Source organism: Burkholderia sp. MSh2 (assembly GCF_000731655.1).
Classification (GTDB): domain Bacteria; phylum Pseudomonadota; class Gammaproteobacteria; order Burkholderiales; family Burkholderiaceae; genus Burkholderia; species Burkholderia paludis.
Genome location: NZ_JPGM01000016.1, coordinates 23429 through 40017 on the forward strand (window position 1 = coordinate 23429; position 16589 = coordinate 40017).

Here is a 16589-nt window from a genome sequence, read left to right on the forward strand (position 1 = left end):
GGTCCGGCCGCGCACGCACGGGAGACCGCGATGGAACAGTCCTGCAGGATCGTCGTGCTCGACGACGAAGCCGAGCTGCGCAACATGCTGCAACGCTTCCTGACCGGCCACGGCTTCCAGGTCCGCGCGGTCGCCGACGGCAAGCGCCTCGACCGCCTGCTGCAGCGCGAACCGTACGACCTGCTGGTGCTCGACCTGATGATGGAGCCCGAGGACGGCCTCAGCGTGTGCCGGCGCCTGCGCGCCGAAGGCCAGACGCTGCCGATCCTGATGCTCACCGCGAAAGGCGACGCGGCGGACAAGGTCGTCGGCCTCGAGACGGGCGCCGACGACTACCTCGCGAAGCCGTTCCTCCCCGACGAACTCGTGGCCCGCGTCCGCGCGCTGCTGCGGCGGCAGAAGATGGCCGCCGGCGAGCCGACGGTCACGTCGCAGCGGCTGCGCTTCGGCGCGTTCACGTTCGACGTCGGCCAGCAGACGCTGATGCGCGACGGCACGCCCGTCGAGATTCATTCGGCGCAGATGCTGCTATTGCACGCGCTCGGCTCGTCGCCGAACCGCGCGGTGAGCCGCGAGAACCTGCTCGCCCGCGCGCGCGGCCGCGACCATGCCGCGCTCGACCGCAGCGTCGACGTGCAGATCCTGCGGCTGCGCCAGATCGTCGAGGACGATCCCGGCAAGCCGCGCTTCATCAAGACGGTCTGGGGCATCGGCTACATGCTGGTGGCCGGCATCGAGCCATGATGCGCATCCCGCTGCCGCGCTCGCTGCTCGCGCGCAACATCGCGCTGCTGGTGGCGCTCGTCGCGCTGTCGCTCGCCTGCTCGCTCTTCGTGCTGCTGCACTACGTGCAGCGCCCGCGCATCGAGCGGGCCTCGATCATCTTTTCCGACTACGTGCAATTGCTCGACCGCACGCTTGCCGGCATGCCGCCCGACGAAAGTCGCGCGGCGGTCGCGCAGTTCGGCGGCCAGGCGGCGGCGCCGTCCGTCGCACCGCCGTCCGCACCGAGCCTGCCGGCCTTCTTCCGCACCTGGCAGCGCGACGTGTTCATGCAGGCGCTCGAACGCCACCTGCCGCCCGACCTCCCGGCGCGCTGGCAGTCGGGCGACGACGAACGCCTGTGGATCCGCCTGCATGCGGCCGGCTCGCCGGTCTGGGTGCCGCTGCCGATGGCCGCCGACGCGCAGGCGAGCGGCATCACGACGGCCCTCGTGCTGTCGGCCGCGCTCGCGCTGCTCGCGGCGCTGACCGGCTACCTGATCCAGCTCCACCTGAACCGGCCGCTCGACGCGCTGGCACGCGCGGCGCAGCGCGTCAGCGCGGGCGAGCGCCCGCCGCCGCTGCCCACCGACGGCCCGACCGAAATCGCCGACGTGAGCCGCGCGTTCAACCGGATGGCCGACGCGCTGCAACAGGCCGAAGCGACCCGCTCGCTGATGCTGGCCGGCGTGTCGCACGACATCCGCACGCCGCTCACCAAGCTGCGCCTCGCGATCGCCATGGCGCTGCCGCGCGGCACGCACGACACGCTCACCGCATCGGCCGAACACTACCTCGACCAGATCGATACGATCCTGCAGCAATTCATGGACTATGCGGGCAGCGGCGAGCGCGAAACGCCGCAAACCGGCGACCTGAATGCGCTGATCGGCCAGCTCGTCGCGGATTTCGCGGGGCTCGGCCACGACTTCGAATTCGACGAGGGCAACGTACCCGCGTTCGCGTTCCGCCCGGTCAGCCTGATGCGGCTGCTGATGAACCTGATGCAGAACGCGGTCATCTATGGGCGAACGGGCCTCGGCGTGCGCACCTGGATCGAGCACGGCATCGCGTATGCGGCGGTCGGCGATCGGGGCAGCGGCATCGGCGCGGCCGAACTCGAACGGCTCAAGGCGCCGTTCAGCCGGGGCGCGAACGCGCGGGGGCACGCCGGCGGCACCGGCCTCGGTCTCGCGATCGTCGAGCGGATCGCCCGCCTGCACGGCGGTTCGCTGACGTTCCACGACCGCGACGGCGGCGGGCTGGAAGCCGTCGTCGCGCTGCCGCTCGATGCGGCCGCGGCGGCCCGCGCGTCGCGGCCGGCGTAACGGCGCACACCGGCACACACCGGCACACATCGGCGCGTGACATGCGCCGACATAACTCTTGCGTGGCGCGCCGCGCCCGACCTCCGCATACTTGCGCCTGCGTGTTGCGCAACGGCATGAAACCGCTTCCCCGCCAGCGATCACGCCCCGCTTCCGATCGTTCGCGTTCCTGAATGCCGCGACAGTATCGGCAACTTCATCCAGGTACCCGAGATCGACATGTTCACTTCCCTTCACACCCTTGCTGTCCACGCCAAACGTCTGACCAGCGCCGCGCTGATCGCCGGCGCGCTCGCGCTGACCGGCTGCGCGTCGACCGCGACCACGGCCCCCTCCGCCGCGCCGGCGGCCCGCACGCAACCGCCGGTTCGGGCGGACGTCGTCTATGTGTCCCCGTTCGACGTGGACGCGACCGATGTCAAGGTCGACGGCGGCATGATCAACAAGCTTGCGACCCTCGCAAGCGGCTCGTCCGCCGACGCGCAGCGCCAGCAGAGCGCACTGAAGACCCGCGAGCAACTTGCCGATGCGCTCGTGCGCGAACTCCGGTCGCAAGGCATTCCCGCGCTGCGCGGCCCGGCACCCGACGGCCGCGACGCGCTGGTGATCGAGGGCCGGTTCGAAACGATCGACGCCGGCAACCGCCGCCGCCGCATCCTGATCGGGCTCGGCGCGGGCAAGAGCGAAGTGGGCGCGTCGGTTACCGTGCTGTTCCGGCCGGCCCAAGGGGCGCCGCAGGCGCTCGGCACGTTCGCCGTCAGCGCGGACAGCGGCCACCTGCCCGGCATGGTGGAAACCGCCGGCGTCGGCGCGGTGGCCGGCCGCCTCGCGACGTCCGCGGCGGTCGGCGCCGGCCTGCACGGCGCATCGGAAGCGAAGCGCGATTCGGTGGCGTCGGTGACGGACCGCCTCGCGCGCTCGATCGCGAAGCAGCTCGCCGCGCAGAACACGGCGAACGCGTGGCTGCCGACGGTGTCGGCGAGCTGACGCGACGCGACTGACGCGACTGACGCGACTGACGCGACTGACGCGACTGACTCGATCGACGCCGCCGGCGCTATCGACGCGACGGACGCGATCGACTCCGCCGGCGCGGCCCGCTACACGCGCCAGCGGCCGGCCGGGCATAATGCGCGAGACCGGTCCGGCGCACGGTGCGCCGCGGGCGCGCCGGGCCGCCCGGCAGTTGCGCGTCGCGCAACGTCAGCCCGGGCCTCCCCGCCCCGAATCCCGAACCTCAACCCGTCAATTCCATGCAAGTACTCGTCGTAGGAACCGGCAAGCTGGCGCGCGAACTGCTCGACGCGCACCGGCTCGATCCGGCAACGTGCCGCGTGATGCCGTGGTCGGACAGCACGCAACACGATGCGCAATCCGGCGACGCCCGATCGATCGTCGTGCATGCCGGCTCCGGCCGCGAACTCCCCGCCGCGATCGCGTTCTGCGAGGCCAGCGCGTCGCCGCTCGTCGAGCTGTCGACCGGTTCCGACCTCGAAGCCGGATCGTACGATTTCCCGGTGGTGCTCTGTCCGAACACGAACATCCTGATGCTCAAGTTCATGAGCATACTGGAAACGAGCGGCCACCTGTTTCGCGACTGCGAGATCAGCCTGACGGAATCGCATCAGGCCGGCAAGACATCCGTCCCCGGCACGGCCGTCGACATCGGCCGGTCGCTCGGCATACGGCCGGACGCCATCCGCTCCGTGCGCGACCCGGACGTGCAGCGCGGCGAATTCGCCGTCGCCGACGCCCAGCTCGGCCGCCACGCGATTCACCGGATCCGTATCGACGACGGCGCCTGCAGCCTGCAGCTCGAATCGCGCGTGGTTGGTGCGACGCCCTACGCGGACGGCGTGTCGCGCATCGTCGACGCCGTCCGCCGGCACGAACTCGAGCACCGCCGCTATTCGGTCGTCGAGTTCATCCGGAACGGCTGGCTGTAGCCGCGGCGATACCGGTCACGACCGGCGCCGGCCCCGAACCGCCACGCTCGACATCCCCCCAAACTGGAGCGCAACCGATGACCCGCCCCGACTTCATCAGGCACTGGACCGAACTCGAAGAGCCGGAAGCGCATTGCTATCGCGGCGACACCGAGCCCATGGCGCTGGACGCGCCGCTTTCCGCCGCGCTCGGCATCACGCGCATCGGCATTCATCACGTGCGGCTGCTTCCGGGCCGGCGCACATCCTATCCGCATGCGGAAAGCACCGAGCAGGAGTTTGTGTACGTGCTGGAGGGCAAGCCCGACGTGTGGATCGACGGCGTGCTGCACCCGGTTGCCGAAGGGGAATCGGTCGCGTTTCCGGCCGGCACCGGCATCTGTCACACCTTCATCAACAACACGCAGGACGAAGTCAGGCTGATGGTGATCGGCGAACGCCCGCGCGACGACAACCGCATTCGCTACCCGCTCAACGAGGCGTACGAGCTCACCCGCGCGGACCGCTGGGTGGACTGGCCCGACCGGCCGCTCGGGGATCACGACGGCATGCCGGACTGACGCGTACGCGAGTGCCCATCGTCGGCGGGCCCTCCGGATCGAACCGGTGTGCCAATGGCCGGCATTCTTGGGAGGCCGGCGTGCGAACGCCGCGTCCGCTGAAGCGGCGGACAGCAAACGGCCACGGGCCAACCGATGCCGGCCGTTGTCTTCGTACGCAGCGCGCCCGGCGACGCCGTGCAGGCGGCGTCGAGCAACGCGCGGCACACGGCGGGCCGGTTCCGTGCATGCGCGCTGCCGTCCTGCTGCGCGCCGGCCGCCGTGTTCATCTACGCACCCAGTACCACCCCGCTCTCCGGCAACGTCGCGCCGCCATCGACGACGATCGTCTGACCCGTGATGTAGGCGGCATCGGCCGACGCGAGGAACAGCATCGCGTTCGCGATGTCCTCCGGCTCGCCCATCCGCGCGAGCGGAATGTCGCGGGCGATCTGCGCCGCGACCGACGCGTCGCCGAGATTGCCGGCCGCCGGCGTGCGGATCATCCCCGGCTCGACGCCGTTGACGGTCACGTTGCGGCGCGCGAGCTCCAGCGCCGCCGCGCGAATGAAGCCGTTCACGCCGGCCTTCGACGCCGCGTAATGCGCGAGCCCCGGATAGGCGACACGCGGCCCCGTCACCGACGACGTGACGAGCAGCCGCCCGGCCCCCGCACGCTCGAAAGCCGGCAATGCGGCCTGCGCGAGCCAGAACAGCGCCGACAGGTTGACCGACAGCGTCCGCTCGAGCGTCGGCGCGTCGATCTGCGCGAACGGCGTGAGCGGGAAATACGCGGCATTGTGGACGACGACATCGAGCCGGCCGCCGTCGCGCTCGACCGCCTCGACCAGCGCGGCCAGCTCGTCGCGACTGGCGGCATCCACCCGGTACGCGCGCGCCTCGCCGCCCGCGCTGACGAGCGCATCGGCCTGCGCGGCGGCGGCCTCGCCGTTCAGGTCGGCAAGCGCGACGCACGCGTCGGACTCCGCGAAACGGCGCGCGATCGCCGCGCCGATTCCCTGTGCGGCCCCCGTGACGAGCACGACGCGCCCGCTGAAATCCGCGCGCAGCCGGCCGCTGCCGAGCACGGTGTTCATTGCTGCGCCTCGCCGCCGAGCGGGTGCACGGTCTGGTTCAGTACCTGAGCGTGGGCGCCGATCGGAAAGTTCGACAGCGTGCCGAAATCGCCGCCCTGATAGCCGAAGATCTTGCCGTCGGTCTTGCGCTGTGCGAGGTCGATCAGCACGACCCCGAGCGTCGGCACGACTTTTTCACGCCACACGAACAGATACAGCTCCTCTGCAATCCTGAAGTAATGGCAGCGGTCGACGTCGGCCAGCCCGCCTTCGACGCCTTGCAGGCACTGCCACGCGTAGAAATTCTCGTTCAGGTAGATGTGTTCGTAACACTCGGTCGGGCTGTAGCGGTACATCGTGCGTTTGCCGATCAGCTCGCGCGTCGGCGCGTGCAACGGCCCCGGCCCCCCGTGGCCGCCGAGCGTGCCGTGCCGGAACGCCGCGTCGACGGCCGTCAGCGGCAGCCCGCGCGCGACGCGCGTGAATGCGTCGATGCGCGTGTCGGCTTCGGTCGGCAGCGTGCCGACGACCGACGTCCAGGTGCCTTGATCGAGGTCGATCACGAGGCTGACCGACGTGGCACGGGCCGCCGTGTCGATGTAGTCGACGAAGTACAGCCCGTCGCGCAGCCGCGTCACGCGGCACGGCTCGCGGCCGCCCGCGTCGCTCGCCGCATCGCGCCACTGCAGCGCGCCCGGCCCGAACGTATAGACGCGCCACGCGCCCGATGCGTCGTCGAGCGCCAGCGTGCGCCCGGCGAGCGCGTCGACGGACGTGAGGATGTTCGCTTCCGGCGCGAAGCCGTCCGCGAGCGCACCCACCTGAATGAATACCGGATCCTGTCGTTCCACCTGCCGTCTCCCGCGCAGCTTCAGGCCCGGCGGGCCGTGTACGCTGCTCATGTGCACATGGTGCGGGCTGCGCGCGCCGCGCGGTATCGGCCAAAAGGATGAAGGGCGTGCGCCGCCGGAACGCGCTACAGTGCACGTCATCCGCGCCGCGCCCGGCGCGAGGAGCGCACATGCATCGTGTCACCCACTACCGACGGACCGGCGAAGGCGTCGAGGCGATCAGCCTCGAATCCGACCGCGCGTTTCCGCGCCACGCGCATGACGAATTCGGGGTCGGCGTGATCGTCAGCGGCGCGCACCGGTCCTGGAGTGGCCGCGGCCGGGTCGACGCGCTGGCCGGCGACGCAATCATGGTCAACCCCGGCGAGATGCACGACGGCTCGCCGATCGAGGCCGGCACGGGCCGGCGCTGGCGGATGCTGTATCTCGCGCCCGCGCTGGTCGCGGGCGTCGCGGCGGAGGAAGGCCTCGGCGGCGTCGAGCTTGCCCATCCGGCGGTGCGCGACGCGCGGCTCGCGGCCGCCGTCGGCCGGCTGCATGCGCGGATCGTCGCCGGGGAGGCCCTGCCGCTCGCCCGCGACGAGGCGCTCGTGATGCTCGTCGCCGCGCTGCTCGCCCGACACGCGAACCGCGCGCCGCCGCCGGCGGGCGTCGCACCGGCGATCCGCGTCGCGCGCGAGCGGCTCGACGCGGCGCCGGCCGCCCCCGTTTCGCTCGCCGAGCTGGCCGGCCTGAGCGGCGTGAGCCGCTTCCAGCTGCTGCGCGGATTTGCGCGCGAACTCGGCATCACGCCGCACGCGTACCTGATCCAGTCGCGCACACGGCTGGCGCGCGCGCTGCTCGCAGGCGGCCTGCCGATCGCCGATGCCGCGGCCGAAGCCGGCTTTGCCGACCAGAGCCACCTGACGCGCGCATTCGCGCGCCAGTTCGGGATCACGCCGGGGCGGTTCATGCAGGCCGTTTGACGCGGCCGCCGCTTCGCGCGATTCCGGCGGGCGTCAAGCTTTCCCGCGCGGCCGGGATCTCGGCGGCAGCGGCGGCCGCCGATACCCGCGGCGCCGGCATGCCGCCCCTCGCGCATCCTGTCGCGCTCGCCCGCGCGCGCTGCAATTTCGTTCAAGACGCGCGCCGCCGCCGTACGCGACGATGCGGCGCATGAAGACACGACTGATCGGCTATCTCTATCTCGCCGCCGCGATGGCGGGCGTCGGCAGCACCGTGATCGCGAGCCGTCTCGCGGCCGGCGGCCTGCCGCCGTTCACGGCCACGGCGCTGCGTTTCCTGATCGCGACACCGCTGCTGCTCGCGCTGATGCGGATGCAGCGCATGCGCTGGCCGCGCCTGTCCGGACGCGACGCGGCGCTGCTCGTCGTCCAGGCGGCGGCAGGCGGCGTCGGCTATACGGTGCTGCTGATCAGCGGCACGAAGCTGTCGTCGCCGCTCGACGCGGGCGTGATGCTCGGCACGCTGCCCGCGATGTCGACGCTGATCGCGGCCGTCGTGCTGCGCGAACGGCAGACGCCGCGCGACTGGGCAGCCGCCGCGCTCGCCACGGCCGGCGTACTGTTCGTCACGTTCGCGCCCGGCCAGGCGATGCCGTCGCTCCGGACGCTTGCCGGGGACGCGCTGGTGCTGGCCGCCGTCGCGTGCGAAGCCGTCTTCATCCTGCTCAACCGGCGGCTGGCCGCGCCGTTGCCGCCGCTTGCGCTGTCCACCGCGATGTCGGGCCTCGGCTTCGTGCTCGCCATCGTGCCGGCCGCGCTCGAATGGCGCGCGGTGGCGGCCGGCTGGACCGTCGGCGCCGTGTCGGCGATCGTCTACTACGCGCTGGTGCCGACCGTGCTCGGCTACCTGTGCTGGTATGCGGGATCGGCGCGCACGAGCGGCACCGAGGCCGCGCTGTTCACGGCCGTCGCGCCGGTGTCGGCCGTCCTGTTCGCCGTCGCGCTGTTCGGTGAAACGCTCAACGGCACGCGGGTCGCCGGCATCGCGCTCGTCGTCGCGGGCATGCTGGTCGGCGCGACGCGGCGGCGCGGGCCACCCGCCCCGGCACACGACGCGCGGCCGCTACCGCCGGCCCGCCCGGCGCCGACCGTTACCGACTGACCCGCGCCCGTCGCGCCATCGCTGCCACGACGGCCGTGGCGTCCCGCCGCGAGGCCCGTCGATCCCGCAGCCGCGCCGGCCATTGTAGGAATGTGTCCGCGCGCCGCAAAACCGTTGCACGCCACCCGGCGAGATGCAATATTCGCGTGATCGGGACCTTCGACGCCCATCGGACGACCATACGCCACGCAATGAACAGGAAAGAAGCCAGAACGAGAATCGCGGTGCTGATGTCGGCGGGAACGAGGAAGGCCGACGTGCTGGCCGACCTGTCCGGGCAGGGGCTCAAGGAGCGCGTGCTCGCCGGCCTGATTGCGTCTCGCCCCGATCCCGAACGCTGCCGCAAGAACAAGGTGCACGTCCGGATCCTGGTCGCGATCGGCATCGTCCAGCTCGCGAACAGCCTGATGCTCGCGTACGACTATGCGACGGCCGCCGACGGCATCGGCGTATCCGGCGCGCTCGGCGCCGGCCTCGCCGTGCTGTTGCTCACGCTGACCGTGATGCTGTCGCTGCTGTTCATCTGGGGCTTCGCGACCCATCGCGTCGGCGCCTATCACGCGTTCATCCTGCTGGCGCTGCTGCAACTGCCGAGGACCGTCGCCGCGCTCGGACGCGATCCGTCGAGCGCGCTGCCGAGCCTCGTCGTCACGGTCCTGCTGGTGGGCTATGTCTGGTTCGTGCGCAACCGGATGTTTCCCGACTACGGCTGGTTCACGCCGCGCAAGGTCGCGGGCCGCTACGCATTCGTGGAACACGCGTAGCGCCGCCGGCCGACAAAAAAAGACGCCGGGCCGCCCCGCGATCGCGGGACGGCCCGGCGTCTTTCGCATTCCGGAACCGGTCGGCTTACTTGGCCTTTTCAGCCGTATCGCTGATCGCCTGACCACCCTTCGAAATGTCCTGCCCCATGCCGGCGACCGTATTGCAACCGGCGAGTGCGGCGGTCACCACCAGCAGCATTGCAGCAATCGTACGCGTCATTCTCACTCTCCTTCGAATCGACAAGCCCGACGGGCGAAGCGTTTGCGGCGTGGCGCCCGTGCGATGCAGGGCACGGGGCCTGACCTGATTATACGGAGACGAACGCCGCGCGCCAGTACGCAGCCGCCGAGTGTCAGCGACACCGCATGGCGCGCTCGCGCAGATTTTCCTTGACTTCAGTGTGGCACGAACTAATATACGCACCGCGTATATTTTCTGCCAGGAGCCGCCAATGACCGTTCCCCAGCAAGCCTTCCTCCGCGACGCCATGCGCCGCCTCAACATGACCCGCGAAGCGTTCGCCAATCGCATCGGCGTCAGCCGCCGAGCACTGGATACGTGGCTGCTGCCCGACGATTCGCAGGAATCGCGCGGGATGCCCGAGATCGTCGAGCGCTTCGTATCGGAAATCGTCGAGCGCTCGGAACCGGATGGCGGCATCTATACGCAAAGCGTAGACAATCAGGGGCTCGCGAAGCAGTTCCTGTTCGAAGGCAAGCCGCAACTGCTGTCGGTCGACCAGTTCTCGCGGGAATCGGTCGAGGCGCTGTTCCGCGTGGCCGACGTGATGCAGCCGATCGCGCGGCGCCACAAGATTTCGCGCGTGCTGGAGGGCGCGGTGCTCGGCAACCTGTTCTTCGAGGCCAGCACGCGCACCCGCGTGTCGTTCGGCGCGGCCTTCTGCCGGCTCGGCGGCTCGGTGTGCGACACGACGGGCTTCACGTTCTCGTCGATGGCCAAAGGGGAATCGATCTACGACACGAGCCGCGTGATGGCCGGCTACGTCGACGCACTCGTGATCCGTCACCCGGAGAAAGGCTCGGTGGCCGAGTTCGCGCGCGCGACCAACCTGCCCGTGATCAACGGCGGCGACGGCCCCGGCGAGCACCCAAGCCAGGCGCTGCTGGATCTCTATACGATCCAGCGCGAGTTCTCGCGGCTCGGCAAGATCGTCGACGGCGCGCACATCGCGCTGGTCGGCGATCTCAAGTACGGCCGCACCGTGCACTCGCTCGTCAAGCTGCTCGCGCTGTACCGCGGGCTGAAGTTCACGCTCGTGTCGCCGCCGACACTCGAAATGCCGGCCTACATCGTCGACCAGATCGCGACGAACGGCCACGTGGTCGAACAGACGACCGACCTCGCGGCCGGGCTGCGCGGCGCGGACGTCGTCTACGCGACGCGGATCCAGAAGGAGCGCTTCACCGACGAATCGTTCGAAGGCTACACGCCGGATTTCCAGATCAACCAGGCGCTGGTCGACTCGGTCTGCAAGCCCGACACGCTGATCATGCACCCGCTGCCGCGCGACAGCCGCCCCGGCGCGAACGACCTGTCGGTCGACCTGAACCGCGACCCGCGCCTCGCGATCTTCCGGCAGACCGACAACGGCATCCCGGTGCGCATGGCGATCTTCGCGGTGCTGCTCGGCGTCGAGAACCTCGTCCAGCATTCGATGCGCGACGCGACGTGGCGCCCGCCGGCGTACCTCGGGCCGGAGGATGCGGTGTTTCACGGCGTCGACTGAGTCGCATCGAATCGCCCGCGCCCGCCCGCCATCGCGTCGGCCCCGGCGGGCGAACCTGCCCGACACGAAACACACGCAACGCGCCGCCTTGCACGGCGCGTTTTTCAATTTCGGCGTGACCGACGCGCGTCGCAACCGGGCGCCATCGCGGCCACGGATCGGGCGCGTGACGCCCCCTCGCATCGAATCGCGCGCCGTCGTTCGGCGGCGCTCAGGCCGTTCGCGTGGGCCGCGCCGACGATAAGACCGTCGAAGCCCGCAGCTTGGACGCGCGCACGAAAGCGCGGATACGCATTTCCCGCAGCGCCGTCGACGGCATCCGCCATCGAATCGGCTGCACCGCACGACACGCCGCTCGACACCCCGCCGCAGCCGCTCTCGCCGACATCCGCCAGGCGATACCGCCACGCCCGATCATGTTTCCGCGGAACCGGTCGTGGACAGAAACAATGTTTGACGTTTCGACGTTCGACGCATCGGGCCACTCGATCACGGCCGCCCTCGGCTCGCGCCGCAGCGGTTCGGCAATGACGTTCGTGCGGCAAGGGTCATTCGAAGTGCGTCGAATCGGCGGACATCCTGTCGCGCCGGACGTCGAAATCGACGTCTCCGGCCTCTCGCCCGGCCTCCGCCGAGGGTTCCCGGCCAAAGCCAACCGCCAGGCAGGATAGCCCGCCCGAACACGTCACGCTCGCCGGCCGGAATGCGCGTCGCCTTCGGCCATTCAGCTCGCCCCTTCCGCCCTGCCCACCACCTTCGTCAACAATTTCCTTACAAATATAAACAAGAACGCTTCTCATTTAACTTGAAATTACATAGAATGCCGCCTGAAAACAAATCGTAATAATTCCCGGCGCCGTGCACATTTCGGCAACACACCGCCCCGGGGCCACACCACGAGGTTGAAGCACAACATGAAGTCCCGTTCCGACGAGCTGAAGCTCGGCAAACTCACCACCCTGTGCAGCGTGCTCGCCGCGAGCCCCGCGTTCGCCGACGGCGCGCCGCCTCCGGCACCGGCCGGCACCGAAGGCCATCTCGCGCCGATCGAGGTCCAGGGCAAGGGCGAGCACAGCTACAAGGCCGACTTTTCCGCTTCCGCGAAATTCACGGCGCCGCTCGTCGACACTCCGAAATCCGTCACCGTGATCCCGCAGGAACTGATCCGGAACAGCGGCGCGTCGACGCTGACCGAGGCGCTGCGCACCGTGCCCGGCATCACGTTCGGCGCCGGCGAAGGCGGCAACCCGCTCGGCGATCGCCCGTTCATCCGCGGCTACGACACGCAGGGCAGCATGTTCATCGACGGCATGCGCGACACGGGCGCCACGACGCGCGAAATCTTCAACACCGAGCGCGTCGAGATCACCAAGGGCTCCGACGGCGCGTTCGGCGGCCGCGGCGGCGCCGGCGGCAGCATCAACCTGATCACGAAGGCGCCGCACCTCGGCACCACGGCCGCCGCGAGCGCGGGCCTCGGCACCGACCGCTATCGCCGCTTCACGGCCGACGGCAACTGGCAGTTCGCCGAACACGCCGCGTTCCGCCTGAACCTGATGAGCCACAACAACGACGTGGCCGGCCGCGATGCGGTCAACAACGAGCGCTGGGGCGTCGCGCCGTCGATCGCGTTCGGCCTCGGCACGCCGACGCGCGTGACCGCGAGCTACTACCACCTGTCGACGGACGACCTGCCTGACGGCGGCATTCCGTACCTTTACGGCTTCAATCTCCCGAAGGGCGTCGCCACCGACGGCCCGGCGCCCGTCGACCGTCACAACTTCTACGGCCTGATCGACCGCGACTTCCGCAAGACGACGTCGGACATCAGCACGCTCCGGATCGAGCACGACATCACGCCGTCGCTGACGGTCCGCAACACCACGCGCTACACGGAATCCACCCAGGACTACATCTGGACGCAGCCCGACGACAGCCAGGGCAACGTGGTCAACGGCAAGGTCTGGCGGCGCGCGAACACCCGCAACAGCGCGATCAACAGCATCGCGAACCAGACCGAGCTGTTCGGCGAATTCCGCACCGGCCCGCTCAAGCACAATTTCACGACCGGCATCGAGCTGTCGCGCGAATGGGGCAAACGCGACACGTACAACGTCGCCGCGGGCAACGGCAAGATCTGCCAGAACGGTATCGGCGCGGCGTCAGGCTACAACTGCACGAGCCTGTGGTCGCCGAACCCCAGCGACCCGTGGGCCGGCTCGGTCAAGCGCAACAACGATTACTCGCATGCCCGCACCGTGACGAAGTCGATCTACGGCTTCGACACGATCGAGCTCACGCCGCGCTGGCAGGTCAACGGCGGCGTACGCGTCGACGACTACTCGACCCGCTTCACCGACACCCGGGCCAACGGCGGCAAGACCACCACGCGCGACGACACGCTCGTGAACTGGCAGGCCGGCCTCGTGTTCAAGCCCGCGCAGAACGGCAGCATCTACGCGTCGTACGCGACGTCGTCGACGCCGGCCGGCATGCTGCTCGGCGAAGGCAGCGAAACGCAATCGCTCACGCCGGGCCGCGGCGGCGTCGGTTCGAACGCCGATCAGTTGTCGCCCGAGAAAAACCGCAGCATCGAGGTCGGCACGAAGTGGAACGTGTTGAACGACAAGCTGTCGCTCACCGCCGCGCTGTTCCAGATCGATACGACGAACGCGCGCGTGACCCTGCCGAACAACCAGTACGCGATGGTCGGCAACAAGCGCGTGCAGGGTCTCGAGCTCGGCGTCGCGGGCCAGCTCACGAAGCAGTGGCAAGTGTTCGGCGGCTACACGTACATGAAGAGCGAACTGCGCGACAACGGCAAGGACGTCGCGAACAACGGCAAGCAGTTCCCGAACACGCCGAAGCACAGCTTCACGATGTGGTCGAACTACGACGTGACGCCGAAGTTCACCGTCGGCGGCGGCGCGTTCTACATGTCGCAGGTGTTCGGCGACACCGCGAACCAGCACGCGGTGCCGTCCTATTGGCGCTTCGATGCAATGGCGCAGTACCGGATCAACAAGAAGCTCGACCTGCAGCTGAACGTGAACAACCTGTTCAACCGCACCTACTTCGACCAGGCGTATCCGGCGCACTACGCGTCGATCGCACCGGGCCGCTCGGCGTTCGTCACGCTGAACGCGCGCTACTGATCGATGGAGGCCGTGTCGCTGAAGGCGCTCGCGCAGGTATCGCCGCGCGAGTTCGCCGACATCCTGGCCGGGCCGCCCGAGCGTGCCGCCGCGTGGGTCGCGGCGGCCGCCGACAACGGCATCGTCGAGGCGCAGGCCGTCTACGGGCAGTACCTGCTCGACGGCCGCGGCGTCGCGCGCGATCCGGCCGCCGCGTTCAACTGGTTCCGGCACGCGGCGCGGGCCGGCCACCCGATGGCGATGAACATGCTCGGCCGCTGCTACGAGTTCGGCTGGGGCACGGCCGCGTGCGCGCCGGTCGCCGTGTACTGGTACCGGCTCGCCGCGCAGGCCGGGCTCGACTGGGGCATGTACAACTATGCGACGGCGCTCGCGCTCGGCAACGGCGTCGCCGAGAACCGCCCGGACGCGCTCGACTGGTTCCGCCGCGCGGCCGCGCTCGGCCATGCGAAATCGATCAACCTGATCGGCGGCTTCTACGAGGACGGCTGGGTCGTGCCGGTCGACCGCGACGCCGCGTACGACCACTATCGCCGCGCGGCCGTTGCCGGCGACTTCCGCGGCCAGTTCAACCTGGCGCGGCTGCTCGCCGAGCGCGGCCGCATCGACGAAGCACTGGCCTGGCTCGCACGCGTGCCGGCCACCGCAACCCCCGCGTTCGTCGCGAAGATGCACGCGTATCTCGCGTCGTCGCCGATCGACGCATTGCGTGCGGCGGCGCTGCAACTGCAGCCGCACGGCATGGAATCCGCATCATGATGCTTCATATCCCGGGCGTACTGACGAAAGCGCAGGTCGCGCAATGCCGCGAACGGCTCGATGCGGCCGCATGGGTCGACGGCAATGCGACGTCCGGCGCGCAGTCGGCGCTCGCGAAACGCAACCGGCAATTGCCGGAAGGCTCGCCCGTCGCGCGCGCGGTCGGCGACGCGATCCAGGACGCGCTCGCGCGCCATCCGCTGTTCTTCTCGGCGGCGCTGCCGCTCAAGGTGTTTCCGCCGCTGTTCAACCGCTACGAAGGCGGCGAGACGTTCGGCACGCACGTCGACAACGCGATCCGGCTGCTGCGCGGCACGGATTTCCGCGTGCGCAGCGATCTGTCGGCAACGCTGTTTCTCGAGGAACCCGATGCGTACGACGGCGGCGAACTGTGTGTCGAGGATACGTACGGCATGCATCGCGCGAAGCTGCCGGCGGGCGACCTCGTGCTCTATCCGGCGTCGAGCCTGCATCACGTGACGCCCGTCACGCGCGGCGAACGCGTCGCGTCGTTCTTCTGGATCCAGAGCATGGTGCGCGACGACGGCGATCGCACGCTGCTGTTCCAGCTCGATACGCAGATTCAGGCGCTGTCCGCCGAGAAAGGCGCGAAGGACCCGATGGTCATTTCGTTGACGGGGATTTATCACAACCTGTTGAGGAAGTGGGCGGACGCGTAGCGCATCGCGGCCACACTCGCCGCGCAGTCGCCCATCCCTCCCGACGCTTGCACCACGTCGGAATCCGTGCCTAAAATGACCATCGTCAAATGACCATGCTCATATCATGATGCCGCACGCTCCCGTCTCGAAATCCGAATTCAAGGCTCGCGCACTCGAATACTTCCGGCTCGTCGAGGCGTCGGGCGAAAGCCTGATCGTCACCGATCACGGCAAGCCGACGCTCGAAATCCGCCCCTATCGCGCCCGCGAAGCTCAGCCGTTGGACATATTGCGCGGCTCGGTCATGCGCTACGACAATCCTCTCGATCCGATTGCGGAAGATGACTGGGAGGCGTCGCGGTGATCGTGCTGGATACTCATGCATTGGTGTGGTGGGTGGCGGGCGACCCTTCGCTCAGCAAGAAGGCGCGAAGCGCGATCGAGCGCGCGCGGAGCGAAGGCGCACTGGCCGCGTCCGCGATCTCCGCGTGGGAAATCGCGATGCTGGTGCGGCACGAGCGCCTCGCCCTGACGATGGATGTCGACGCATGGCTCGCCACCGTCGCACGAATCGACGGCATGCGCTTCGTGCCCGTCGACGCCGACATCGCCACGCAGTCCACCGCACTGCCCGGCACGTTCCACAAGGATCCGGCCGACCGCATGATCGTCGCCACCGCGCGGCGGCTGGGTGCGTCGCTCGTCACGCGAGACGAGAAAATCCGCGCATACGCGCACGTCAAGACGCTCTGGTAAGCGCCGCCGCTCCGGCCGCCACGCGTCCTCCGCCGGACCGTGGCACAGTGGCGATTCGTCTGACCAAACGACCACGGCCGCCCCGCCTCGCGGCAGCATCGGCACGTGGCCCGTCACCCCGTCGTCTTGCCACGCGT

The 16589-nt window shown here is 69.5% G+C and carries 18 protein-coding genes; 15 read left to right on the top strand and 3 right to left on the bottom strand.

Features of this window, described 5'->3' with window-relative positions:
* Positions 1-30: 30 nt before the first annotated feature.
* From GQ57_RS12105 to GQ57_RS12125, 5 genes are all read left to right on the top strand, one after another.
* Entirely contained in the window at positions 31-744 is a 714-nt protein-coding gene (locus tag GQ57_RS12105) for a response regulator (protein ID WP_034198023.1), read from the top strand.
* On the top strand, positions 744-2090 hold the full coding sequence (locus GQ57_RS12110; RefSeq protein ID WP_034198024.1) for an ATP-binding protein: 1347 nt from the start codon (positions 744-746) through the stop codon (positions 2088-2090). The genes GQ57_RS12105 and GQ57_RS12110 overlap by 1 nt, the downstream gene beginning before the upstream one ends.
* Before the next feature lie 219 nt (positions 2091-2309).
* Positions 2310-3077, top strand: coding sequence for a DUF4410 domain-containing protein (locus GQ57_RS12115; RefSeq protein ID WP_031400152.1), 768 nt, complete (start codon positions 2310-2312; stop codon positions 3075-3077).
* 266 nt (positions 3078-3343) lie between these two features.
* On the top strand, positions 3344-4036 hold the full coding sequence (locus tag GQ57_RS12120) for a dihydrodipicolinate reductase (protein ID WP_034197976.1): 693 nt from the start codon (positions 3344-3346) through the stop codon (positions 4034-4036).
* Positions 4037-4113: 77 nt separating this feature from the next.
* Positions 4114-4596 carry a cupin domain-containing protein gene (locus GQ57_RS12125; protein ID WP_031400154.1) on the top strand — a complete coding sequence of 161 codons (483 nt, stop codon included), beginning with the start codon at positions 4114-4116 and terminating at the stop codon, positions 4594-4596.
* A gap of 269 nt (positions 4597-4865) precedes the next feature.
* Here GQ57_RS12125 and GQ57_RS12130 read toward each other — a convergent pair whose 3' ends face one another.
* Both GQ57_RS12130 and GQ57_RS12135 read right to left on the bottom strand, forming a co-directional pair.
* Positions 4866-5672, bottom strand: a complete 807-nt coding sequence (locus tag GQ57_RS12130) for an SDR family oxidoreductase (protein ID WP_034197977.1) — start codon at positions 5670-5672, stop codon at positions 4866-4868.
* Entirely contained in the window at positions 5669-6502 is an 834-nt protein-coding gene (locus GQ57_RS12135) for a molybdenum cofactor biosynthesis F family protein (protein WP_031400156.1), read from the bottom strand. Before GQ57_RS12135 ends, GQ57_RS12130 begins: the two co-directional genes overlap by 4 nt.
* Positions 6503-6672: 170 nt before the next feature.
* Between GQ57_RS12135 and GQ57_RS12140 the strand changes: the two genes are divergently transcribed.
* The 3 genes from GQ57_RS12140 to GQ57_RS12155 all read left to right on the top strand — a co-directional run bounded on the left by GQ57_RS12140 (position 6673) and on the right by GQ57_RS12155 (position 9372).
* Positions 6673-7467, top strand: coding sequence for an AraC family transcriptional regulator (locus GQ57_RS12140; RefSeq protein WP_031400157.1), 795 nt, complete (start codon positions 6673-6675; stop codon positions 7465-7467).
* Between the two features lie 190 nt (positions 7468-7657).
* On the top strand, positions 7658-8608 hold the full coding sequence (locus GQ57_RS12150) for a DMT family transporter (protein ID WP_034198025.1): 951 nt from the start codon (positions 7658-7660) through the stop codon (positions 8606-8608).
* Positions 8609-8799: 191 nt separating this feature from the next.
* The gene (locus GQ57_RS12155) at positions 8800-9372 is read left to right on the top strand and encodes a hypothetical protein (RefSeq protein WP_031400160.1); all 573 of its coding nucleotides are present in this window, start codon (positions 8800-8802) and stop codon (positions 9370-9372) included.
* An 85-nt stretch (positions 9373-9457) separates the two neighbouring features.
* Here GQ57_RS12155 and GQ57_RS12160 read toward each other — a convergent pair whose 3' ends face one another.
* Positions 9458-9592: an entericidin A/B family lipoprotein gene (locus GQ57_RS12160; RefSeq protein ID WP_009688930.1), complete on the bottom strand. Its 135-nt coding sequence runs from the start codon at positions 9590-9592 to the stop codon at positions 9458-9460.
* A 232-nt stretch (positions 9593-9824) separates the two neighbouring features.
* Between GQ57_RS12160 and GQ57_RS12165 the strand changes: the two genes are divergently transcribed.
* From GQ57_RS12165 to GQ57_RS12195, 7 genes are all read left to right on the top strand, one after another.
* Complete coding sequence (locus GQ57_RS12165) at positions 9825-11120, top strand: aspartate carbamoyltransferase (RefSeq protein ID WP_031400161.1); 1296 nt, start codon at positions 9825-9827, stop codon at positions 11118-11120.
* Between the two features lie 224 nt (positions 11121-11344).
* Positions 11345-11791, top strand: coding sequence for a hypothetical protein (locus GQ57_RS43040; RefSeq protein WP_160257518.1), 447 nt, complete (start codon positions 11345-11347; stop codon positions 11789-11791).
* A 243-nt stretch (positions 11792-12034) separates the two neighbouring features.
* Complete coding sequence (locus GQ57_RS12175) at positions 12035-14275, top strand: TonB-dependent receptor (protein WP_031400163.1); 2241 nt, start codon at positions 12035-12037, stop codon at positions 14273-14275.
* Positions 14276-14278: 3 nt separating this feature from the next.
* A complete protein-coding gene (locus GQ57_RS12180; protein WP_034197980.1) occupies positions 14279-15034 on the top strand; it encodes a tetratricopeptide repeat protein in 756 nt (251 codons plus the stop codon).
* Complete coding sequence (locus GQ57_RS12185) at positions 15031-15714, top strand: Fe2+-dependent dioxygenase (protein ID WP_034197981.1); 684 nt, start codon at positions 15031-15033, stop codon at positions 15712-15714. The genes GQ57_RS12180 and GQ57_RS12185 overlap by 4 nt, the downstream gene beginning before the upstream one ends.
* 106 nt (positions 15715-15820) lie before the next feature.
* Entirely contained in the window at positions 15821-16060 is a 240-nt protein-coding gene (locus GQ57_RS12190; RefSeq protein ID WP_010089452.1) for a type II toxin-antitoxin system Phd/YefM family antitoxin, read from the top strand.
* Complete coding sequence (locus GQ57_RS12195) at positions 16057-16452, top strand: type II toxin-antitoxin system VapC family toxin (protein ID WP_034197982.1); 396 nt, start codon at positions 16057-16059, stop codon at positions 16450-16452. The genes GQ57_RS12190 and GQ57_RS12195 overlap by 4 nt, the downstream gene beginning before the upstream one ends.
* Positions 16453-16589 lie beyond the last annotated feature (137 nt).